This window comes from Microbacterium yannicii, from assembly GCF_024055635.1.
GTDB classification, from domain to species: Bacteria; Actinomycetota; Actinomycetes; order Actinomycetales; family Microbacteriaceae; genus Microbacterium; species Microbacterium yannicii.
On the sequence record NZ_JAMXMB010000033.1, the window covers coordinates 15,515 to 36,343 of the forward strand.

The window sequence follows — 20,829 nt, forward strand, 5'->3', positions numbered from 1 at the left end:
CGTGCCGCGGCATCCGTCTCCCTCGCGTCCTCACATGAGGAAGCGAGCTGAGATGAGGAGCGGCGCGCGGAGTGGGGGTCCTCGTGCCGGCACGTTTCCTCAAACGAGGACGCGACGGCACGTTGGATGCCCCGCGCGCCGGATCCATGCCGCGGCGGTCACGGGCCCGAAGGCGCCCGGTAGGATGAATACGACACCCCGATCGCCTGGGCTCTGCGCCGTCCTTCGATGACTGGCGCGGGCCGACGACCACGAGGAGGCCCGAATGCTCCTCGTCCTTGGCGCGTTCGCGGTCGTTCCGATCCTGCTGCCCTGGCTCGTGGCGCGTATCGGCGCACGCGCGTTCTATGTGGCGGCGATCCTGCCCGTCGCCGCCTTCGTCTATGCCGCAGTGCTCACTCCGCGCGTCATGGCGGGCGACATTCCGTTCGAGACATACGACTGGATCCCGCCGCTCGGCATCGAGCTCTCGATGCGCATGGACACGCTGTCGTGGCTCATGACGCTGATCGTCACGGGGGTCGGCGCCCTTGTGATGATCTACTGCCGCTGGTACTTCCGCGGCAAGAAGGAGAACCTCGGCCAGTTCGCGGCCGTGCTCCTGGCGTTCGCCGGCGCGATGTACGGTCTCGTGCTCACCGACGACCTCGTCGTGCTCGTGATGTTCTGGGAGGTCACGAGCGTGCTGTCGTATCTCCTCATCGGGTACTACAACAAGCGCGCGGCGAGCCGCCGCGCCGCGCTCCAGGCGCTCCTCGTCACCACGCTCGGCGGGCTCGTCATGCTGATCGGCGTCGTGCTGCTCGTGGTCGACGCCGGCACGTCCAGCATCTCGACGATCCTCGCCGAGGCGCCGAGCGGGCCGATCGTCGACGCCGCCCTGGTGCTGATCCTCGTCGGCGCGCTCAGCAAGTCGGCGATCTTCCCGTTCCACTTCTGGCTCCCCGGCGCCATGGCGGCGCCCACACCGGTGAGCGCCTACCTCCACGCCGCGGCGATGGTGAAGGCCGGCATCTACCTCATCGCCCGCCTCGCTCCGGTGTTCGCGATCGCGCCCACCTGGCGGCCGATTGTCGTCGGGCTCGGCGTCTTCACGATGCTGCTCGGCGGATTCCAGGCGCTGCGCGAGACCGACCTCAAGCGCGTGCTCGCGTTCGGCACGGTGAGCCAGCTCGGCATGCTGACCGTGGTGCTCGGCTATGGAACGAGGGACGTCGCCCTCGCAGGCCTCGGCCTGCTGCTGAGCCATGCGCTCTTCAAGTCGGCCCTGTTCCTCGTCGTCGGCGTCATCGACCGTCAGCTCTCCACGCGCGACCTGACCGAGCTGTCGGGCGTGGGGCGGCAGGCGCCCGTCTTGGCCACCTTCTCGATCATCGCTGTCGCCTCGATGGTCGGCATCATCCCGACGATCGGATTCGTCGCCAAGGAGGGCGCGCTCGCCGCCCTTCTGCACGAGGCGCTCGGCGGTGCGGTGTGGGGCATCGTCGCCCTCGCGGGCATCGCCGTGGGCTCGGTGCTGACCGCGGGGTACGGCATCCGATTCCTCTGGGGCGCGTTCGCGACCAAGCGTCAGCCGGGCGGCGACCGCATGCCCGACACGGAATGGCCCGACCCGCCGATCGGCTTCCTCGTCGCCCCGATCGTGCTCGCCGGCCTGACCGTCGTCGTCGGCGTCGCGGCACCGTGGCTCGACAAGGCCTTCACCCCCTACGCCGATGAGGCGCCGATGGCGACGCCGGGCGTGACGCCGCCCGAGCATTCCGCGCATCTCGCCGTCTGGCACGGCTTCGAGGCGGCGCTGTGGATCTCGCTCGCCACCATCGCGGTGGGAGTCCTCGTCTTCTGGGCGACCCGCCGCTGGCGCCCGGTCACGCGGCTGCTGCCGTTCACCGCCGCCGAGGCCTACAACGGCACGCTCCGCGGCATCGCGCGCCTCTCCGTCGTGACGACCAGCCTCACCCAGCGGGGCTCGCTGCCGGTGTACGTCGGCACGATCTTCGTGGTGTTCGTCGCCGCCGAGGGCACCGCCCTGATCGCGAGCGACGAATGGCGCGCCCAGCTCGACGCCTTCCAGACCCCGACGCAGCTGTTCGTCGCCCCGCTGATGATCGCCGCCGGGCTCATCGCGATCCGCGCCCGCAAGCGCTACACCGGGGTGGTGCTCGTCTCGGTGACCGGGCTCGGCATGGTGCTGCTCTTCGCCACGAGCGGGGCGCCCGACCTCGCGCTCACGCAGATCCTCGTCGAGACGGTCACGCTGGTGGCGTTCGCGCTCGTGCTGCGGCGCATCCCCTCGCGGCTCGGCGAGCACAACGCGTCGGTGTGGCCGGTCGCCCGCGCCGTGCTCGGGGCGGCCGTCGGCATCACCATGGCGCTCGTCGCCATCGTCGCGACCGGCGCGCGGGTCGAGAAGCCGATCTCGGAGCGCTTCCCCGAGCTCGCCTATGAGCTCGGGCACGGCAAGAACGTCGTCAACGTCGCCCTCGTCGACCTGCGCGGGTGGGACACGATGGGCGAGCTGTCGGTGCTGATCCTCGCGGCGACGGGTGTGGCATCCCTCGTCTTCGTCACCCACCGTGCCGACACGCTGTCGCGCTTCATCGCGCCGCTGCCGTCGGGGGCGACGCGCGCGCGCCGCCCGCTCGTGGAGACGTCGGACGGGCTCAAGCAGCGGGGTGACGAGCGCGGCAGCGGGCGTACGGCGTGGCTCGTCGGCGGCCAGCGCGTGCGTCCCGAGAACCGCTCGATCATGCTCGAGGTGATCGTGCGCATCCTCTTCCACACGATCATCATCGTGTCGCTGTACCTGCTCTTCGCCGGGCACAACCTGCCCGGTGGCGGGTTCGCGGGCGGCCTGGTGGCGGGCATGGCGCTCGTGATGCGCTACGTCGCCGGCGGCCGGTACGAACTGGGCGCGGCGGCCCCGACCGACGCGGGCCGCCTGCTCGGGGCGGGCATGACGATCGCGGTCGCGTGCGCCGTGGTGCCGGTGTTCTTCGGGTTCCCGCCGCTGTCGAGCTTCTTCTTCGAGACGACGCTGCCGGTGCTCGGCCACGTCGAGTTCGTCACCTCCACGATCTTCGATGTCGGCGTGTACCTGGTCGTCATCGGCCTCGTGCTCGACGTGCTGCGCAGCCTCGGCGCCGAGGTCGACCGCCAGGCGCAGGCGCTGCGCGACGCGCAGGAGCCGGCTTCGGGTCAGCGGGTGAGCATCCCGTGAACGTCTCGCTGATCCTCATCATCGTCATGGCGGTGCTCTTCGCGTGCGGTGTCTACGCGATGCTCGAACGCAGCCTCACTCGCGTGCTCATCGGGTTCCTGCTGCTCGGCAACGCGACCAACCTCCTGCTGCTCATCGTGATGGGTGCGCCCGGGGTGGCGCCGTTCTTCGGCGCTTCGACAGGCTCAGCGACCGGGCGTGGCACGGAAGGGATGTCGGACCCGCTGCCGCAGGCCCTCACCCTCACCGCGATCGTCATCACGTTCGCCGTCTCGGCGTTCCTCCTCGCGCTCATCTACCGCTCGTGGCAGCTCGGTCAGGCCGACACCGTGGTCGACGACGCGGCAGACCTCGAGGTGCGCGAGCGCGGACCCGAGGACGAGGACACGATGGACGAGGAGACCGAGATCGAGCACGCGGACGACGACGCCACCACGGACTTCGTGGGCACCGCCACCGCACCGATCACGATCCTCGGCACCCGCGACTTCGCGGGTCTGCGCGACGACGCACCGGTCGATCGCCCGGAGCAGGGGCCGCGGGCGCGGACGGACCGCGACGGGGGTGACGACGCATGATCTCCCTCGCGCCGACCCTCGTCCCACTGCTCGTGACACTGCCGCTGCTCGGCGCCGCCATCGCGCTCATCGCCGGGCGTCATCGCAAGACGCAGGTGGCGGTCTCCATCGTGACGCTCACTGCCGTGCTCGTCATCGCGGCGATCCTGCTGTACGTCGTCGACGCGGGCGATGAGCCGATCGCGGTCTCGGTCGGCGGCTGGCCGGTCCCGTTCGGCATCGTGCTGTACGTCGACCGGCTCTCGGCGCTCCTCGTCGTCGTCTCGAGCATCGTGCTGCTCGCCGTCCTCCTCTTCTCGGTCGGCCAGGGCGCCGCCGACGGCGACGACGACACCCCGGTCTCGATCTTCCACCCGTCCTATCTGATCCTCGGCGCGGGCATCTTCAACGCGTTCATCGCGGGCGACCTGTTCAACCTCTACGTCGGCTTCGAGATCCTGCTCGTCGCGTCGTACGTGCTGATCACCCTCGGTTCGACCGAGTCGCGCATCCGCACCGGCGTCGTCTACATCGTGGTGTCGCTGGTGTCGTCGATCCTGTTCCTTGCCGCGATCGCGATGATCTACGGCGCGCTCGGCACGGTCAACATGGTGCAGATCTCCGAGCGGATGGGCGAGCTGCCGCAGGAGACGCAGCTCATCCTGCACCTCATGCTGCTGCTGGCGTTCAGCATCAAGGCGGCGGTCTTCCCGCTGTCGTTCTGGCTGCCCGACTCGTACCCGACGGCGCCCGCGCCGGTGACGGCGGTCTTCGCCGGCCTGCTGACGAAGGTCGGCGTCTACGCGATCATCCGCACCGAGACCGAGCTGTTCCTCTACAACGACGTGAACCAGCTGCTGATGTGGGTGGCACTGGCGACGATGATCGTCGGCGTCCTCGGCGCCGTCGCACAGGCCGAGCTCAAGCGGATCCTGTCGTTCACCCTCGTGAGCCATATCGGCTACATGATCTTCGGGCTCGCGATCGCGACCCCGGCGGCCATCGGCGCCACGATCTACTACATGATCCACCACATCGTGGTGCAGACGACGCTGTTCCTCGCCGTCGGGCTCGTGGAACGCCGTGCCGGATCCACCTCGATCCTGCGCGTGAAGGGGCTGATGAAGGCGGCGCCCGTGATCGCGGTGCTCTACTTCATCCCCGCCGTCAACCTCGGAGGCCTACCGCCGTTCTCGGGCTTCATCGGCAAGTTCGCGCTGTTCGACGCCGCCGCGCAGGTGGGCACGCCGATCATGATCGTGCTGATGGTGGGCGGCATCATCACGAGCCTGCTCACGCTCTACGCCCTCATGCGCGCGTGGAATCTGTCGTTCTGGCGTGAAGAGGACGACTCGGCCGAGACCGAGGCGCGCATCTCGTACCTCGGCTCGGCTCCGGCGGCCGGAGTCGAGACCGAGCGCCGCGTCATCCCGAAGATCATGACGGCCGCCACGACGGGCATGGTCGCGATCACCGTCGCGCTCACGGTCTTCGCGGGGCCGCTCTACGACGTGTGCACGCGCATCGGCGAGTCGCTGCTGCAGCCGGTGTCGCTCACAGAGCTGCAGGACGACGTGCAGGGACCGGTGAAGACGCCGTGACCCCCGACCTGCCCCGCAACCGCCTGCGCCGCGCCACTCTCACGCTCTGGCGCCAGCTGCCGTTCTTCGTGTGGCTCATCGCCCTGTGGATGCTCCTGTGGGGCCAGTTCACCTGGCTCGCGTTCCTCACCGGCCTGATCGCGGCGATCGTCGTGACGCGCATCTTCCGGCTTCCGCCCGTCGAGCTCTCGGGCCGAGTGAACCTCTGGTGGGGTTTCGTGTTCGTGCTCGAGTTCATCGTCGCGGTGATCCACGGCTCGCTCACCGTGGCGTGGCAGGTGCTCGACTTCCGCCGGCAGCCCGGCGCTGCGATCATCGCCGTCCAGTTGCGCACCGACGACGACCTGATCATGACGCACACGGGCGTGACGGCATCCCTCATTCCCGGCTCACTGATCGTCGAGACCGATCGGGATCGCCGCATCCTGTACCTGCACGTCATCGGGGTGCGCGACGACGCGGACGTCGAGAGGCAGCGTGCCAGCGTGCACCACTGGGAGGAGCGCATCGTCCGCGCGGTGGGGTCGCGCGCGCAGCTGCAGTCAATCAGAGCGGATGCCGCGGCCCGGCGCCCTTCGACAAGCTCAGGGACCGCGGGTTGGGGCTCAGGGACCGCGGGTTGGGGCTCAGGGACCGCGGGGCGGGGCTCAGGGACCGCGGGGCGGGGCCCGGGGGCCGCGGGGCGGGGCTCGGGAACCGGGAAGAGCGGAGGGAGTGCCCGATGAACGTGCTGATGCTCGTGATCTACGTGATCTTCGGCGTCGCCGCACTGCTGACGCTGTGGCGGATCGTCATCGGGCCGTCGATCCTCGACAGGGCCGTGGCATCCGACGTGCTCCTCACCGAGGTGATGTGCGTGCTGGGCGCCGAGATGGCGATCAACCACCACACCCGGACTCTGCCCGTGCTCCTGATCATCGCGGCCGTGGGCGTGTTCGGGTCTATCTCGATCGCCCGCTTCGTCGCGAGAAGGGACCAGGGACGATGAACGAGATCCTGGATGTCGCGGCCCTCGTCCTGATCCTCATGGGCGCGCTGCTGTGCCTCACCGCCGCGATCGGCGTGCTGCGCTTCCGCGACGTGCCGAGCCGGCTTCATGCGGCGACCAAGCCCCAGGTGCTCGGCCTCATGCTGATCTGCCTCGCGATCGCGCTGTCGCTGCGCTCATGGCCGGTGGTGGCATTCCTCGTGCCGATCGTGCTCATCCAGCTGGCGACGGCGCCCCTGTCGGCGCACATGGTGGGGCGTCAGGCGTACCGCAACGGCACGATCGACGAGGGCGGGCTGCATGTCGACGAGCTCGCCGAGTCCAAGCGCACGCCTCCCGCCGCCGGGGGCTGATCACGGCGGCTGACGGCGGCCGAGTCAGCCGCGGTCACGTGGTCGAGGTGCTCGCGGCTCGCCGCGCCCAGGTCGGCGCCTTCTCGGGCCGGGGGCCGACGCCGATGATGAACGCCGGGATGACGGTCAGTCCGGGCAGGCGCCGGATGAGGCGGATGAGCCGGCGGGGCGGCGTGACACCCCTGCTGCTGAGCGCCGGCATGATGAGGCGCGCGTGGATGAAGCGCTGCAGCGCCTGGATCAGGATCGTGGGCATGGTCCGTCGGCGCTGCACGCGGGCGAGCACCCGCTCGCCGTCGCGCGCGGCGCCCCGGAACGTGCCCCGCCGCAGCGGGTTGGCGACGATGCGGGCGGCGGCGACGGCGTCCTGCACGGCGAGGTTGATGCCGACGCCGCCGACCGGCGACATCGCGTGGGCCGCGTCGCCGATGCACAGCACGCCGGGTGCGTACCAGCGGCGCAGGCGGTCGAGTCGCACGTCGAGATGCTTGACGTCGTCCATCGAGGCGATGCCGTCGACGTCGCCGGCGAGTTCGGGCAGCAGCTGCGCGGTGTCGGCGCGGAAGGCCTCGATCCCCCGGCGGCGGACGGCGGCGTCGGTGCCCTTGCGCCCGAGGGCCGCGACCTGGACGTAGCCCCGGCGGGGGATCGCGATGGCGACCCGCCCCTTGCCGATGCGGGGCAGAAGGGACTCGCCGAGCGGCTGCGCCGTGTTCACCCGGTACCACCAGACATCGAAGCCGACCGGGAACTGCCGCGCCGGAAGACCGACGGTGCGGCGGACCACCGACCAACGGCCGTCGCACGCGACAGTGAGATCGGCGAGAAGCCGGCCGTTGCCCGTCGGCGACGAGTACTCCACACCGACCACGCGGTCGCCGTCGCGGATGACACCGGTCACGTCGTGCCGGGTGCGCAGGGTGAACGACGGTTCGGCGGCAGCGGCGTCGGCGATGAGGTCGAGCAGGTCCCACTGCGGCACCATCGCGACATACGGATGCCGCACCCGCAGGCGCGAGAAGTCCGCCATCTGCACGTCCTGGCCGGCCGGCCCGGGCAGCACCACCTGGCTGATCCGCGAGTGCGGCAGGGCGTCGAACCGGTCGAACAGCCCGAGGTCGTCGAGCAGGCCGAGCGTGGTCGGATGGACGGTGTCGCCGCGGAAGTCGCGGAGGAAATCGGCGTGCTTCTCGAGCACCGTGACCTGCACGCCCGCCCGCGCGAGCAGCAGGCCGAGCACGAGGCCGGCAGGACCGCCGCCCACGATGGCGCACGTCGTTCGCATCGACGCGCCCGCTCCAGGATCGGCGTTCCTGTCGGCATCCGTCTCCCGCACCCGTCCGCTCTCCACGTTCGACGCCTCCTCGAGTCCTCGGGCTCCGGTGAGCACCGATTCGAACCCAGGGTACGACCGGCGCCTCGGCGAAGGGCTAGGCGCGTTCGACCGGCAGCCACAGCTCCGACGTCGCGGTGCTGAAGTCGTCGGCGCGGTCGAGGATCGCGACGATCGAGGGTCCCGGTCGCAGGCGCCAGGGGTTGGACGGGAACCAGTCGGTGGCGGTGGCGGCCCAGGTGGACTGCAGGGCGGCGGGATAGGGGCCCGCGGTGCGGAAGACCGCCCAGCTGCCGGCCGGCACTTCGATCACGTCGAGGTCGTCGGGGACGGTCGTGCCCTCGCCGACGGCGACGCCGTGCAGGTAGGTCAGCTCGCTGCCCTCGGTGTAGTCGGGCTCGACGTCGGCGCTCACCTGCAGCAGTCCTGCGGGCTCGGCGCTGCTCAGCGCCTTGAGACGCAGGTGCTCTTCGGCGGGGAGCGAGGCGATGTGCGCCTGGATATGCGGGTTGACCCCTTCGTGGATGAGGGGCACGCGGGCGGCGTGGCCGACGAGGCGGAGGTCGGTGAGGTCTGTGATGCGGGTGTCCATGGGTGTGTTCCCTTCTACGGTCAGGCGGAACCTGAGTTGCGGTTGCGTGCGAAGGGGACCGCCGTCGCGGCGCACGTCGCCGGGGCCGACGCCGTGCACGGCCCGGAACGCCCGGCCGAATGCCTCGGTCGAGCCGTAGCCGTAGCGGACCGCGATTCCGAGCACGTCGCCGCCGCCGATGACGTCGGCCGCAGCGACCGACATCCTCCGTCGCCGGATGTATTCCGACAGCGGCATGCCAGCCAGCGACGAGAACATCCGGCGCAGGTGGTACTCGGTCGTGCCGAGACTCCGCGCCAGGTCGGCGATGTCGACGTTCTCGGTGAGATGGTCCTCGACGTACCCGACGACCCGGTTGAGAATCGCGATCACGGTTCCTCCTTCGACATCCAGCCTCGCCGCTGACGTTCCTGCGCACCCGACTATCGCGGTCCGATTCGATCGGCCGCCGTGGACGCCTCGGAGCGTCTCGTCTCGCTCGCCGACCGGAACCCTACCCTCGGTCGTCGCTCGCTCGCTCAACGACCGGAACCCTACCCCCGGTCGTTGAGCGAGCGAGGAACGAGCGAGACGAAACGTCCCTCATGGGGCGCAGCACCGAGCTGTCGCGTCAGGGGGTCAGCACCAGGGTGTCGGTGGTGGCCGCATCCACGGCCTTCGGGGAGAACGCCCAGGGCGTCAGCTCGGCGTTCTGCCACGACTCGACCTGGTCGGTGTAGTTCGTGTGGAAGGCGTGCCCGCTCTCGCCGGTGAGCTGGTTCCAGCGCGAGTCGTCGAAGTCCGCGAGGTCGACGATCATGCGCATCGACGGCACGGTGACGGTCGCGAAGCTCTGCCCCAGGTCCCAGCCCGTCGCGTTGACCACCGACGAGCCGCCTCCGACCGGGTAGGGCCCGCGGTTGAAGAGCCATTCGATCGGCGCGATGCCCGACTCGCCGAAGCTGCCGTTGGTCAGGGGCAGTGCGTGCAGCGAACCCCAGTTCCAGCGGGACGGGTTGTCGCCCTGCTCGTCGACCAGACGCTCGTACGCGTCGATCGCCGAGCGTTTCAGCATGTCGGTCATGCCGGCGACGCCGAGCTCCTGGTTCGTCCACCACGGCGACTGGTCGTCGTCGAGCAGTGCGTCGACGACGAGGAACAGCCTGCCCTGGCCGCTGAGCGGCGCGGCGCTCTCGCGACCGTCGACGAACACGTTCTCGACCAGGGTGTCCCACAGCACGTTCGCGTAGGCGGCCGCGGCCGAGTCGGGGCTGTTCTGGGCATCCCATTCCTGCAGGAGGTCCAGCGCGGCATCCGTCTCGTCATCGCCCGTGGTGATGTCGGCGTACGCGGCGGTGAGCCGCATGCCGATGAAGGAGTAGTTGTCGGCCTGGATCGCGTTGAGGTCGTCGGTCGTCACGGGGCCCTTCGCGATCGCGCGCTGGATCAGCTCGTCGATGCGCGCGGCCCGCCAGCCGTAGTCCCAGTCCCTCGTGAGGCCGTACTTGTAGTCGGCGGTGACGATCGCGTTGTTCGCGGTGACGATGTAGCCCTCGGTGGGGTTGTACGAGACGGGGAGCTCTTCGAAGGGGATGTACCCCTGCCACGCGTACGCCGAGTCCCAGCCGGGCTGCGGCATCGAGCCGTCGCCGGCACCGCGGATCGGCAGCTTGCCGGGAGTCTGGTAGCCGATGTTGCCGTCCACGTCCGCGTAGATCAGGTTCTGTGCCGGCACGTCGAAGAGGGCGGCGGCACCGCGGAAGTCGTCGAAGTCCTTCGCGGTGTTGAGGGCGAAGATGGCGGATGCTGTCGTCCCGGGCTGCAGGGCGGTCCAGCGCAGGCTCACCGCGAAGTCCCCCTCCGGGGCGGCTGTCGGTGCCGCGACCGTGCCGGCGGTGCCGGTGTACGGGTTCTCGGCGATCGCGGTGAAGTCGTCGGTGAGCCCGGAAACGATGGGGCCGTTCGCGGTGGAGCGCACCTCGAGCTGGACGTCCTCGCCGCCGGCGACCTTGAACGTCTCGGTGTGGGTCTCGAGCGGCACGAGGGCGCCGTCGTACCAGTACGAGTCGCCCTCGATCTTCTCGAGGTAGAGGTCGGTGACGTCGGTGGTGAGGTTGGTGAAGCCCCACGCGATGCGGTCGTTGTGGCCGATGACGACACCCGGCAGACCCGAGAAGCCGAACCCGGCGACGTCGAACGGGCACTCCTCGGTGACGGTGGAGCACTTCAGCTGGATCTGGTGCCAGACGCTCGGCAGCGAGGCGCCGAGGTGAGGGTCGTTCGCGAGGAGCGGCATCCCGGACTCCGTGACGCTGCCCGACACCACCCACGAGTTCGAGCCGATGCCTTCGCCCGCGTCGCCCACGAGGTCGCTCACCGCGTCGAGCATGGTGTCGGCCTGGGTCCACTCGATCGTGGCTGCTGCGGCGGCTGAGGGGTCGCCCGCGGCGTCGCCGGCTGCGTCGCCGGCGGAGTCGCCCTCGTTCTCGCCGCCGTCGCCCTCTGCCGCACCCTCGGTGGCGAGGTCGGGCACCGTGCCCACCGCGGGGACCGCCGAGATCTTCGGCACGATCACGGGGTTCCGGTCGAAGGGGTAGCCCGGATAGAGGTCGTCGATCTGCGCCTGCGTGAAGTCCGAGGCGAGCACCGCGCGCTCCGTCTCGCTCTCGATGTTGCTTCGGAGGTCCCACGCCATCGCCTTGAGCCACGCGACCGAATCGGCGGGGGTCCACGGCTCGATCTCGTAGTCGGGGTTCTGGAGGCCCAGCACCGCGTACTCGAACGACGCGTCGGCGCCCTGATTGTCGGCGAGGTACGCGTTCACGCCGTCGGCGTAGGCGTCGTAGTACGCGCGGTCGGTCGCGCTCAGCGCCTCCACCTCCTGCTCGGCGGTGGCGTGCCAGCCGAGGGTGCGGAGGAACTCGTCGGTGCCGAGCTGCGACTCGCCGAACAGCTCGGAGAGGCGCCCGCTCGTGACGTGCCGGCGGAAGTCCATCTCCCAGAACCGGTCCTGCGCCTGCACGTACCCCTGGGCGAAGAACAGGTCGTGCGAGGAGTCGGCGGTGATCGTCGGGATGCCGAGCACGTCGCGCTGCACGGTCACCTCCGCGTCGAGGCCGGGCACCTTCGCTTCGCCGCTCAGCTGCGGGAACGAGCGCTGCGCCGTGAAGGCGACGAAGCCGACGGCGACGAGGGCGAGCACGACCACGCCGGCGAGGATGCTGAACAGCGTGATGCCGGCCGTCCGGCCGACGGACCGACGGGGAGCGGTGTCGTCGAGGGCGTAGGGGGAGGGCGGGGGCTTCGGCATTGAGAGCTTTCCGAGCGAGGGTGGGGGCACGCAGTGTCAGGCACGGCGGTATTCGGTCCCTGTGTCTTCGGGGTGCACAGGCGCCGCTCCCGCATGCTAACCCCGCCGCGGGCGTTGTGCCGAATCGCGCTCGCTTTTCACATTGCGACCGGGCTGTTGTCGGGCTTCGCGGCCGCGCGGGACGCCGAACCCCGGACGGATGCCGGTCCCTGCCTCAGCCGATCACGCTGGGCTGCAGGTCGCGCAGCGTTCGGAAATGAGTCATGCGCGTGACGCCGATCGCCGCGACCAGTCCCGCGCCGACGAGCCACGTGAGCAGCATTGTCAGGTCGAGCCAGACGCGGTCGGCGTTGCCGCCGTACATCACCTGTCGCATGGCGTCGACGACGTAGCCCATGGGCAGCACGTGGTGCAGTGCCGCCAGCGGCGCCGGCAGCGTCTGCCAGGGGAACGTCCCGCCCGCGGTCACGAGTTGCAGCACCATCAGCACCAGGCCGAGGAACTGCCCGACAGAGCCCAGCCAGACGTTGAGGGCCAGCACGATCGCGGCGTAGGTCGCGCTCGCGAGCAGCAGGATGCCGAGCGTCGCGAGCGGGTGCGCGAAGGAGAACCCCAGCGCGAGCGCGAGCACGCCGAAGAGCCCGACCATCTGCAGTCCGCCCAGGAGGGCCGGGGTGGCCCAGCCTGCGAGCGTGATGCGGATGGGGGAGTGCAGCGCCGTGACAGCCCGCTTCGAGACCGGCTTGACGATGAGGAACAGGGCGTAGATCCCGATCCAGCCGGCGAGGGCGGCGAAGAACGGAGCGAGGCCGGCGCCGTAGTTCTGCGCCTGCGTCAGCGAGGACCGCTCGATCTCGACGGGCGCGGCGAGCGTGGCGGCCTGCGCCTCGCGGGTCGCCGCGTCGAACGACGGCAGCTGGGCGGCGCCCTCGGAGAGTCCGTCGCGCAGCTGCGTCGCGCCGTCCTCGAGCTGGGTCAGTCCGTCGCCGAGCGCCGCGGCGCCCCCCTGCACCTGCGATGCCCCGTCGGCGGCGGTCGCTGTGCCCGTCGCGAGGTCGGCGGCGCCGGTGGACACCGTCGCCGCGCCCGCCGACACCTGCTGCGCGCCGTCGTTGAGTCGGTTGATCTGCGTGACGGCGCCCTGCACGCGCTCGTCGACCGCGGTGAGCCGATCGCCGACCGGGTCGAGCGCGGCCAGCACCTCGTCGATACGCGCCTGGTCGACACCGGCGTCGGTGAGAGCGGTGGTGATGTCGTCGCGCACCTGCGGCAGCGTCGAGGCCGCGTCGGACGAGGCGGTCCCGATCCGATCGGCGATCGCGTCGAGCTGCGCCGTGCCGTCGGCGACCTGGGCCGCGCCGTCCGCGACCTGCGCGGCACCGGCAGACAATTGCGCAGAGCCGTCGCGGAGCTGCGCGGTGCCGTCGGCGAGCTGTGTCGCGCCGTCGGTGAGCTGTGACGCGCCGTCGCCGGCCGAGGCGAGGCCGTCGACCAGCTGCGAGGCGCCGGTGGCGGCATCCGTCAGCTGGAGGCGAATGGTGTCGAGCGCGTCGAGCATGGTGAGCCCCGCCTCGGCCACGACCTTGTCGGTGATCGTGGTCTGGATGCGCTCGACCGCCTGCGTGCCGATTGTCGAAGCGAGGTAGTTGTTCGCGTCACTCGTGTGCAGCACGATGTCGGCGGTGCGCGGCTCGCCCGTCGTGATGGACGCGATGGATGCCGTGAAGTCGGCGGGCAGCTCGATCGCGAAGTCGTACGTGCCGTCGTCGAGGCCCGCATCGGCCTCGTCGGCGGTCGCCAGGTGCCAGTCGAACGTGCCGTCCTCGATGAGCTCCTGCGCGACCTCGTCGCCGAGATTGCGGTCGGTGCCGTTCAGCTGGGCGCCGCTGTCGGCGACGACGAGGGCGACCGGCACCTGATCGAGCTGACCGTAGGGGTCGCGGTTCGCCCAGAGGTACAGACCGCCGTACAGGATCGGCACCACCATCAGCGCGATCAGCGCGATGAGCGACATGCGCGTCGACGCGAGCCGGCGCAGCTCGGCGAGGATCATCTGGGGCACCTTCATGAACGGTCGCCCTTCGTGCGGGCCGTGAGGCGGCGGAGGCGGGGGCGCGCTGTCGCTGAGCGATGGGGCCGACCCGTCCCTGAGTGACTCGGCCGACCGGTCCCTGCCCGACTCGGCCTCCCGGTGCTCAGGCGACTCCGCTCACCGGTCCCTGAGCTTGTCGAAGGGCGCGCCATGGCCGGCTGCGCTTCGACAAGCTCAGCGACCGGGAATGTGGCCGGCCGGGCGACCGGGGATGTGGCCGGCCGGGCGACCGGGAATGTGGCCGGCCGGGCGACCGGGGATGTGGCCGGCCGGGCGACCGGGGATGTGGCCGGCCGGGCGACCGGGGATGTGGTCGGTCCGGCGACCGGCGCGGAGGCCTGGCCGGCGATCACCAGCACGGCGAGGCCGCGTGCCGCGAAGTCCTCGGCGATGGCCCACCAGGCGGCGGGCTCGCCGCCGTGGCGGTCGGGTGAGACGAGCACGATACCCTCGACGCCCTTGCGCAGCACGGCGAGTTCGCAGAGTGCCCGCACGCGGTCGGCGGGGTCGACGTTCGAGACGGGGAGGGATGCCGCGTCCCCGAGGCCCTGCGCCTCCAGCCACCGCCGCACGGCGAGAGGATCCGACCGGTGACCGGCGAACATCAGCTCCTCCGCGGCGACGCCGGCGAGCGTGACGTTCGGCTCGGGCTCGGAGATCTCGGGGGCGTCGACGAGCGCGACGCGGCGACGCAGCGCGGCCGGGTTCGCCCGACCGTCGACGGCGACGCGTCCGGTGTCTGGGCGCATGCGTCCCGAGGCGATGAGTCCGAGCACGGTGGGTCGCTGCTCGGTCTCGGCCACGACGAGGGTTGCGCGGCCGGTCTCGAAGACCGCCGACGTCAGGGGCAGTGCGTGTTCCCGGCGGCCCTTGCCGACCGCGTCGAGCTTGATCTTCACTCGCTCGCCGCCTCGGTCGTCGAAGCCTGAGCGGGCGTGAGCACGTCGGGGTTGGCCTCGAGCAGGGTGGCCGCCTCGCGCCACGAGAGGCCCGCGATGCTGAGCACGGCGCGCACCGCGAGGTCGCGGGCCGTAGGGGACGAGGCATCCATTCGCGTGATCACCGTGCGAGCGGTCTCTTCGACGAGCCGCGCGAGCGTCGGGGCGGTGACGTCGGTGCGCAGCACCTCCGCCTCCTGACCGTCGCGCACGATGCGCACCACCGCTCGCCGCAGCGGGGCCAGCGCGGTCGCGGTCTCTTCGAGGTGGGCCTCGTCGAGGGCGATCGCCGCGAGCACCTGCACGTGCGACGCCTCGGTCCAGAGCGCCGCGGCCAAACGGGCCAGTGCCACGCGTGCGTCGGCGTCGTCGATGGTGTCGGCGATCGCGTTGAACCGGGTGGCGCCCTGCGCGACAAGTTCGCGCACGAGGGCGTCGCGGTCGTCGAAATGGCCGTACAGCGCTCGCCGCGACAGTCCCGCCTGGCGCGCGATCGCGTCGACCGACGCACGCGGGTCGTGGGCGAGGGCCACGATCGCCGCCGCCAGGATCCCGGCGCGGTTCTCCAGGGCGTCGCGCCGCGGCCGGCGCACGGCATCCATCGAGGTGCTCATGCATCCAGGATAGCTATCTTGCACAACACTGTGCAAGATAATGTCGAAACGCAAAGCAGAGGCTCAGCTTCGGCGGCGCCCCTCGCGCGTGCGACCCGGCCGTCCCCGGGCGTGCCCATGCGGGGCCGGTCAGCGCGCGTGCCGCAACCCGACCGACGGCGTTGCTGGGCGCGCTGATCGTGGGCGCTCGGTGAGAGCGCCGGCTCTGGCCGTGCGACGTCCGGCGGGACGGGAACGTCTCAGTCGGTGCCGGAGTCGAACGCGGATGCCTCGTTCGCGGCATCCGTCGCCTCTGCGAGCTCTTCCTCCGCGGCGCTGAACCCTTCCGCGTGCTCGGTGATCTCGCCGGCCTCACCCTGCGTGAGGTGGCCGACGAGCTCGCCGGTCGTGCCGCCGATGATGCCCGCCGCCGCGTAGTGCTCGAGGCGCACGCGGGAGTCGGCGATGTCGAGGTTGCGCATGGTGAGCTGGCCGATGCGATCGGTGGGGCCGAATGCGGCGTCGCCGACGCGCTCCATCGACAGCTTGTCGGGGTGGTACGACAGCCGCGGGGCGGCCGTGTCGACGATCGTGTAGTCCTCGCCGCGACGGAGGCGCAGCGTCACCGTGCCGGTGATCGTCGAGCCCACCCACTTCTGGATCGACTCGCGCAGCATGAGCGACTGCGGCTCGAGCCAGCGGCCCTCGTACATCAGGCGCCCGAGGCGGCGGCCCTGCTCGTGGTACGTCGCGAGGGTGTCCTCGTTCAGGATGCCGTTGACCAGGCGCTCGTACGCGATGAACAACAGGGCCATGCCCGGCGCCTCGTAGATGCCACGCGACTTGGCCTCGATGATGCGGTTCTCGATCTGGTCGCTCATGCCGAGGCCGTGCCGGCCGCCGATGCGGTTCGCCTCGAACACCAGCGCGACCGGGTCGGCGAACTCGACGCCGTTGAGGGCGACCGGGCGACCGGCCTCGAAGGTGACCGTCACGTCCTCGGTCTCGATCTCCACCGCGGGGTCCCAGAACCGCACGCCCATGATCGGCTCGACGGTCTCGAGCGAGACGTTCAGGTGTTCGAGCGTCTTCGCCTCGTGGGTGGCGCCCCAGATGTTCGCGTCCGTCGAGTACGCCTTCTCGGCTGAGTCGCGGTACGGGAAGCCGTGCTCGACGAGCCACTCGCTCATCTCCTGGCGCCCGCCGAGCTCGGTGACGAAGTCGGCGTCGAGCCACGGCTTGTAGATGCGCAGGGCGGGGTTGGCGAGCAGTCCGTAGCGGTAGAACCGCTCGATGTCGTTGCCCTTGTAGGTGGAGCCGTCGCCCCAGATGTCGACGCCGTCCTCCTTCATGGCGCGCACGAGCAGCGTGCCGGTGACGGCCCGGCCGATCGGCGTCGTGTTGAAGTAGGTGCGACCGCCCGAGCGGATGTGGAACGCACCGCACGCCAACGCGCCCAGGCCCTCCTCGACGAGGGCGGGCTTGCAGTCGACGAGACGCGAGACCTCGGCGCCGTACTCGAGGGCGCGGTTCGGGATCGCGTCGATGTCGTCTTCGTCGGGCTGACCGAGGTCGCCCGTATAGGTGCAGGGGATAGCGCCCTTGTCGCGCATCCACGCGACCGCGACGGAGGTGTCAAGGCCCCCTGAGAAGGCGATGCCGACGCGCTCGCCGACGGGCAGGGACTGAAGGACCTTCGACATGGTCCCCAAGTCTAGTTTGGGCGGGGCGCGCGCCGCGGGCCGGCGCCCACCACGGCGGTGACGGATGCCGCGGCCCTCGGCATCCGTCATCATCCCCGCCCTGCCACCAGGTGAAGTAGCCACCCTTGCCGTGGGGTCGAGGAACAGGTAGGGAGCGCCGCTGATGTGGGTGAATTGTGCGGACGCCACAACGTCTACGCCGGTCGGGGGACAGAACTCACAAACGTCCGCGTGGAGCTATTCGCGTGCGTTCGACGGCGTGGGTGCTGCGGCCACGCGAGCGGCGGCATCCGTCCCGGCATCGGCGTTCGCCGCACCGGAACGGCGCCCCCACCAGACGACGAAGGCGCCCACCGCGACGATCGCGAGCGCGATGCCGATGACGTAGAGGACCACGGAGGGCCAGCCGCCGGGCGCGTTCGGGTTGAGGAACGGATACGGGTACCAGAACGGGTCGCCGGAGACGGGGTTGGTGACGAGGGGTCCGCGGATCATCGTGTAGATCACCCAGGCGATCGGGAAGGCCACCACCGCCCACAGGCTGCGCCAGGGCAGCGAGCGGCGCAGTGGCCCGAAGAACACGTCGGCCAACAGGAACAGCGGGCCGATCAGATGCAGCACCTCGTTCGACCACGGGATGGGCGCGCTGCCCTGGGGCAGCTCGATCCTGCGCAGCAGTGCGTTGTAGACGATGCCTGTGATGATCATGTAGCTGCTCGCGCAGGCGAGGGCGACGGCCAGCGCCGGCGGCTCGACGACGGCTCTGCGTCCGCGCGCGAAGTACCAGACCGCCGCCCACACGAGCACGATCGCCGCGACGGCGTTCGAGAGGATCGTGAAGAAGCTGAAGAAGTTCGCGACCGTCGTGGTGACGTCGCGGTCGAGCTCGGTCGCGGTGCGGATCGACTTCGACAACTGCGCTGTGATCGCCGCCACCGTGACGGCGGCCATCGCGAGCCGCAGCACCGTCCACACCGTCGCCCATGCCCGAGTACGCGTCATGGCCACACCATAGCGATGGCCGTGCACGGCGTCCTGGCATCGTGAGTCCCGGCGTGGCGCGAACCATCTCGGGCTCGCTTCGCGACGGGAACGCGGTCGTCTAGCATTCGGGAATGACGAATGCGGCTCCGATCGATGACGTCCCGATCGGCTCTGATGGCATCCGCCTCGGGCAGTTCCTCAAGTTCGCCGGGCTCCTCGACTCCGGCGGAGACGTGAAAGAGGCCATCATCGACGGCTTTGTGACTGTGAACGGCGAGGTCGATCGTCGCCGCGGACGGCAGTTGCAGCTGGGCGACGTCGTCGGATTCGAGGGTCGCCGGGTGCGCGTCTGCCCGTGAGGACGTCGAATAGACGGGGTCCACGACCACGCTTCGTTTACTGCCCATCCCGCGCCCGTTCGTCGTGGACAGGGTCACGACGTCGTAGGGGGTTCTGCCAGTACACGTCACGCCAGCACCTTCCCCACGCGCGACCCGGGGAGTGGAATGGGGGAGCGGGCGCGGAACGAAGCCGTCGTGGCGGACCTCGGTGCGCCCGACGAACTGGCTGGTCGACAGGAAGGCAGGGCACATGAGCACTCGGATGCAGCCGAAGACCCCGACGGTGAAGGGGCCGGATGAATGGTTCACCGGCGACGTGTACTTCAACGCGTACTACGCCGGTGAGGAGCCGTCGCGTGCGCGGCTGAACCTCGTCCGGTTCACGCCCGGTGCACACACGGCGTGGCACACGCATGCCGTCGGTCAGACCCTTCACGTCACCGAGGGGCGCGGGTACGTGCAGAGCCGCGGCGAGGACGTCATCGAGCTGCATCCCGGCGACACCGTCTACACGCCGGCCGGGGAGTGGCACTGGCACGGTGCCACCGCCGATGACTTCATGTGCCACCTGGCGATGTGGGAGGCGCCTGCCACCGGCGAACCCGAGACCGTCTGGGGCGACAAGCTCGCGCCCGGCGAGTACCCGCACCGCAACGAGGAGAGCGCTTCATGACGGCCTGGACGGCTGAGGAACTGCGCCGGATCGGTGACGCCACCGAACTGCGCGTGACCTCGCAGCGCCCGGACGGCACGCTTCGCCCCTTGACCACGATCTGGCACGCGACCGTCGGCGACACCCTGTACATCCGCTCCGCCCATGGTCCGGAGAACGGTTGGTTCCGCCGGGCGCGGCGGTCCGGCCTCGGCCGGATCAGCGCCGGCGGTGTCGAGGTCGATGTCACCTTCCGCCCGGCCGACCCCGAGGTGCGGGCGAGCATCGACAGCGCCCTCCACGCGAAGTACGACCGGTACGGACCCGGCCCGGTCGGAGCGATCACCGGCGACGACGTCCTCGAGACCACCCTGGAAGTGCTGCCCCGACGCTGAGCCGAACAGCCGGCGCCGAGGGCGGGCGCGCCGGAGTCTCCGTCACGATCGCGGTCTCCGGCGCGCACCCCTTGTGGGCGACCGAGCCGACCGACGTCAGCCGAGCCTGCCGAACGTGGTGTCGATGTCGGCCATCTCCATCGCCGCGGTGGCTTCGATGAGCGCGATCAGCTCCGGGTCGGCGCCGGGAGAGAACTCCTCGGGTCGCTCCGGGGCGATCTCGATCGGCACGCCCTCGGGGGCTTGCTCGGTGGCGTCGAGCTGCGTGCCGTCGTCCGAGGGTGACAGTCCCTGGAAGATCTTCCCCGCCTCGGACTGGTCGCCGAGGTCGAAGGAGTACTGCTTGCTCTGCAGGCCCAGGTCGAGCAGCCGCTTCACCTCGGGGAACCGCTCCGCGTTGGTCTTGGGGATCGGAAGCGCGGTCCTCCACTTGACGCCGAGCGTCTCGAGCGCCCGGGCGTAGGCGTTCTCATGCGCCTGGTCCCGCACGATCAGGTACGAGATCGTCGATCGGGCCGTCTTGTTGTCGGTCATCTCGTACAGGCGGCACTTCTGGAGGCGACCGGTGGATTCGAGCATGAGGTTGTAGAGCAGATCGAGGACCAGGTTTCCGGAGTTGTAGACGTAGCTGCCGCTCCACGGGTTTCCGGCCGCGTCGACCGGCAGCGCACCTTGGGCGCCGACCAGATAGTGATGGATGTTGCTGTGGTCCAGTGCGATGTTCAGCGGAGTCGCTCCCCCCGCTCCAGGGAGGTCGACCGGGTCGGCGGGCTTGCCCTGGTACGCGGGGGATCCGTCGAGCAGACGCGCGATCGTGGTGCCGATCAGCTCCACGTGACTGATCTCCTCCGTCCCGATGCCCTGCAGGAGGTCCTTGTAGGGCTTCGCGTTGGCGCCGCGGAAGTTGATGCTCTGGAACAGGTACTGCATCATCGTGCGCATCTCGCCGAACTGGCCGCCCAGCCCTTCCTGCAGGGCGTTGGCGGCGGCGGGATCGGGCTCGTCCTGTTCGATGGGGTTGATCAGGTTCTGCAGGTGGAAATACATGGGGTCTCCTCGATGTCGGCGAATGTACGCAACACCCTCTGGCCGCACGGCCGGGGTCGGCACCGGGATGGACACGACCAGACGCGACGCGTACTATCCGCCGCGGCGCGGATCCGGTGGCGACCTCACCACCCGCCGAAGGGATGTCCGC

General features: G+C 70.3%; 18 protein-coding genes. 9 read left to right on the plus strand and 9 right to left on the minus strand.

What is annotated here, in order from left to right:
* The first annotated feature begins 265 nt into the window (after positions 1-265).
* The 6 genes from NCG93_RS13455 to mnhG are packed head-to-tail and all read left to right on the plus strand — an operon-like array spanning position 266 to position 6,719.
* Positions 266-3,220: a Na+/H+ antiporter subunit A gene (locus NCG93_RS13455; protein WP_194412149.1), complete on the plus strand. Its 2,955-nt coding sequence runs from the start codon at positions 266-268 to the stop codon at positions 3,218-3,220.
* Positions 3,217-3,798, plus strand: coding sequence for a Na(+)/H(+) antiporter subunit C (locus NCG93_RS13460; protein WP_194412148.1), 582 nt, complete (start codon positions 3,217-3,219; stop codon positions 3,796-3,798). The genes NCG93_RS13455 and NCG93_RS13460 overlap by 4 nt, the downstream gene beginning before the upstream one ends.
* A complete protein-coding gene (locus NCG93_RS13465; protein WP_194412147.1) occupies positions 3,795-5,378 on the plus strand; it encodes a Na+/H+ antiporter subunit D in 1,584 nt (527 codons plus the stop codon). Before NCG93_RS13460 ends, NCG93_RS13465 begins: the two co-directional genes overlap by 4 nt.
* Complete coding sequence (locus NCG93_RS13470) at positions 5,375-6,103, plus strand: Na+/H+ antiporter subunit E (RefSeq protein ID WP_252787552.1); 729 nt, start codon at positions 5,375-5,377, stop codon at positions 6,101-6,103. Before NCG93_RS13465 ends, NCG93_RS13470 begins: the two co-directional genes overlap by 4 nt.
* Positions 6,100-6,366, plus strand: coding sequence for an MrpF/PhaF family protein (locus NCG93_RS13475; protein ID WP_194412146.1), 267 nt, complete (start codon positions 6,100-6,102; stop codon positions 6,364-6,366). Before NCG93_RS13470 ends, NCG93_RS13475 begins: the two co-directional genes overlap by 4 nt.
* Complete coding sequence (gene mnhG / locus NCG93_RS13480) at positions 6,363-6,719, plus strand: monovalent cation/H(+) antiporter subunit G (protein ID WP_194412145.1); 357 nt, start codon at positions 6,363-6,365, stop codon at positions 6,717-6,719. The genes NCG93_RS13475 and mnhG overlap by 4 nt, the downstream gene beginning before the upstream one ends.
* 34 nt (positions 6,720-6,753) lie before the next feature.
* On the opposite strand, the gene NCG93_RS13485 is transcribed toward mnhG, so the two are convergent.
* The 8 genes from NCG93_RS13485 to NCG93_RS13520 all read right to left on the minus strand — a co-directional run bounded on the left by NCG93_RS13485 (position 6,754) and on the right by NCG93_RS13520 (position 18,261).
* Positions 6,754-8,109, minus strand: a complete 1,356-nt coding sequence (locus NCG93_RS13485) for an FAD-dependent oxidoreductase (protein WP_308212172.1) — start codon at positions 8,107-8,109, stop codon at positions 6,754-6,756.
* Between the two features lie 40 nt (positions 8,110-8,149).
* Positions 8,150-9,016 (minus strand): AraC family transcriptional regulator, encoded by an 867-nt coding sequence (locus NCG93_RS13490; RefSeq protein WP_194412144.1) that lies wholly within the window; start codon positions 9,014-9,016, stop codon positions 8,150-8,152.
* Between the two features lie 238 nt (positions 9,017-9,254).
* Positions 9,255-11,933, minus strand: a complete 2,679-nt coding sequence (locus NCG93_RS13495; protein ID WP_194412143.1) for a penicillin acylase family protein — start codon at positions 11,931-11,933, stop codon at positions 9,255-9,257.
* 214 nt (positions 11,934-12,147) lie between these two features.
* On the minus strand, positions 12,148-14,001 hold the full coding sequence (locus NCG93_RS13500) for a YhgE/Pip domain-containing protein (RefSeq protein WP_194412142.1): 1,854 nt from the start codon (positions 13,999-14,001) through the stop codon (positions 12,148-12,150).
* Positions 13,998-14,924 (minus strand): dermokine domain-containing protein, encoded by a 927-nt coding sequence (locus NCG93_RS20170; protein ID WP_241741550.1) that lies wholly within the window; start codon positions 14,922-14,924, stop codon positions 13,998-14,000. Before NCG93_RS20170 ends, NCG93_RS13500 begins: the two co-directional genes overlap by 4 nt.
* On the minus strand, positions 14,921-15,577 hold the full coding sequence (locus NCG93_RS13510) for a TetR/AcrR family transcriptional regulator (protein ID WP_194412141.1): 657 nt from the start codon (positions 15,575-15,577) through the stop codon (positions 14,921-14,923). The genes NCG93_RS20170 and NCG93_RS13510 overlap by 4 nt, the downstream gene beginning before the upstream one ends.
* Before the next feature lie 239 nt (positions 15,578-15,816).
* Positions 15,817-17,259: an argininosuccinate synthase gene (argG, locus tag NCG93_RS13515; protein ID WP_194412140.1), complete on the minus strand. Its 1,443-nt coding sequence runs from the start codon at positions 17,257-17,259 to the stop codon at positions 15,817-15,819.
* 237 nt (positions 17,260-17,496) lie between these two features.
* On the minus strand, positions 17,497-18,261 hold the full coding sequence (locus NCG93_RS13520) for a Pr6Pr family membrane protein (protein ID WP_194412139.1): 765 nt from the start codon (positions 18,259-18,261) through the stop codon (positions 17,497-17,499).
* A gap of 113 nt (positions 18,262-18,374) precedes the next feature.
* Here NCG93_RS13520 and NCG93_RS13525 point away from each other — a divergent pair, with 113 nt between their 5' ends.
* From NCG93_RS13525 to NCG93_RS13535, 3 genes are all read left to right on the plus strand, one after another.
* A complete protein-coding gene (locus NCG93_RS13525) occupies positions 18,375-18,602 on the plus strand; it encodes an RNA-binding S4 domain-containing protein (protein WP_194412138.1) in 228 nt (75 codons plus the stop codon).
* Positions 18,603-18,834: 232 nt separating this feature from the next.
* Positions 18,835-19,257, plus strand: coding sequence for a (R)-mandelonitrile lyase (locus tag NCG93_RS13530; protein ID WP_241741549.1), 423 nt, complete (start codon positions 18,835-18,837; stop codon positions 19,255-19,257).
* Positions 19,254-19,631 carry a DUF2255 family protein gene (locus NCG93_RS13535; protein WP_194412137.1) on the plus strand — a complete coding sequence of 126 codons (378 nt, stop codon included), beginning with the start codon at positions 19,254-19,256 and terminating at the stop codon, positions 19,629-19,631. The genes NCG93_RS13530 and NCG93_RS13535 overlap by 4 nt, the downstream gene beginning before the upstream one ends.
* Positions 19,632-19,727: 96 nt before the next feature.
* Here NCG93_RS13535 and NCG93_RS13540 read toward each other — a convergent pair whose 3' ends face one another.
* Positions 19,728-20,678, minus strand: a complete 951-nt coding sequence (locus NCG93_RS13540) for a manganese catalase family protein (RefSeq protein WP_194412136.1) — start codon at positions 20,676-20,678, stop codon at positions 19,728-19,730.
* Between the last annotated feature and the right edge of the window lie 151 nt (positions 20,679-20,829).

Coding starts and splice junctions, on each gene's coding strand:
- NCG93_RS13455 (WP_194412149.1), top strand. CDS start 266: ATGCTCCTCGTCCTTGGCGCGTTCGCGGTCGTTCCGATCCTGCTGCCC.
- NCG93_RS13465 (WP_194412147.1), top strand. CDS start 3,795: ATGATCTCCCTCGCGCCGACCCTCGTCCCACTGCTCGTGACACTGCCG.
- NCG93_RS13475 (WP_194412146.1), top strand. CDS start 6,100: ATGAACGTGCTGATGCTCGTGATCTACGTGATCTTCGGCGTCGCCGCA.
- mnhG (WP_194412145.1), top strand. CDS start 6,363: ATGAACGAGATCCTGGATGTCGCGGCCCTCGTCCTGATCCTCATGGGC.
- NCG93_RS13495 (WP_194412143.1), bottom strand. CDS start 11,933: ATGCCGAAGCCCCCGCCCTCCCCCTACGCCCTCGACGACACCGCTCCC.
- NCG93_RS13500 (WP_194412142.1), bottom strand. CDS start 14,001: ATGAAGGTGCCCCAGATGATCCTCGCCGAGCTGCGCCGGCTCGCGTCG.
- NCG93_RS13510 (WP_194412141.1), bottom strand. CDS start 15,577: ATGAGCACCTCGATGGATGCCGTGCGCCGGCCGCGGCGCGACGCCCTG.
- argG (WP_194412140.1), bottom strand. CDS start 17,259: ATGTCGAAGGTCCTTCAGTCCCTGCCCGTCGGCGAGCGCGTCGGCATC.
- NCG93_RS13520 (WP_194412139.1), bottom strand. CDS start 18,261: ATGACGCGTACTCGGGCATGGGCGACGGTGTGGACGGTGCTGCGGCTC.
- NCG93_RS13525 (WP_194412138.1), top strand. CDS start 18,375: ATGACGAATGCGGCTCCGATCGATGACGTCCCGATCGGCTCTGATGGC.
- NCG93_RS13530 (WP_241741549.1), top strand. CDS start 18,835: ATGAGCACTCGGATGCAGCCGAAGACCCCGACGGTGAAGGGGCCGGAT.
- NCG93_RS13535 (WP_194412137.1), top strand. CDS start 19,254: ATGACGGCCTGGACGGCTGAGGAACTGCGCCGGATCGGTGACGCCACC.
- NCG93_RS13540 (WP_194412136.1), bottom strand. CDS start 20,678: ATGTATTTCCACCTGCAGAACCTGATCAACCCCATCGAACAGGACGAG.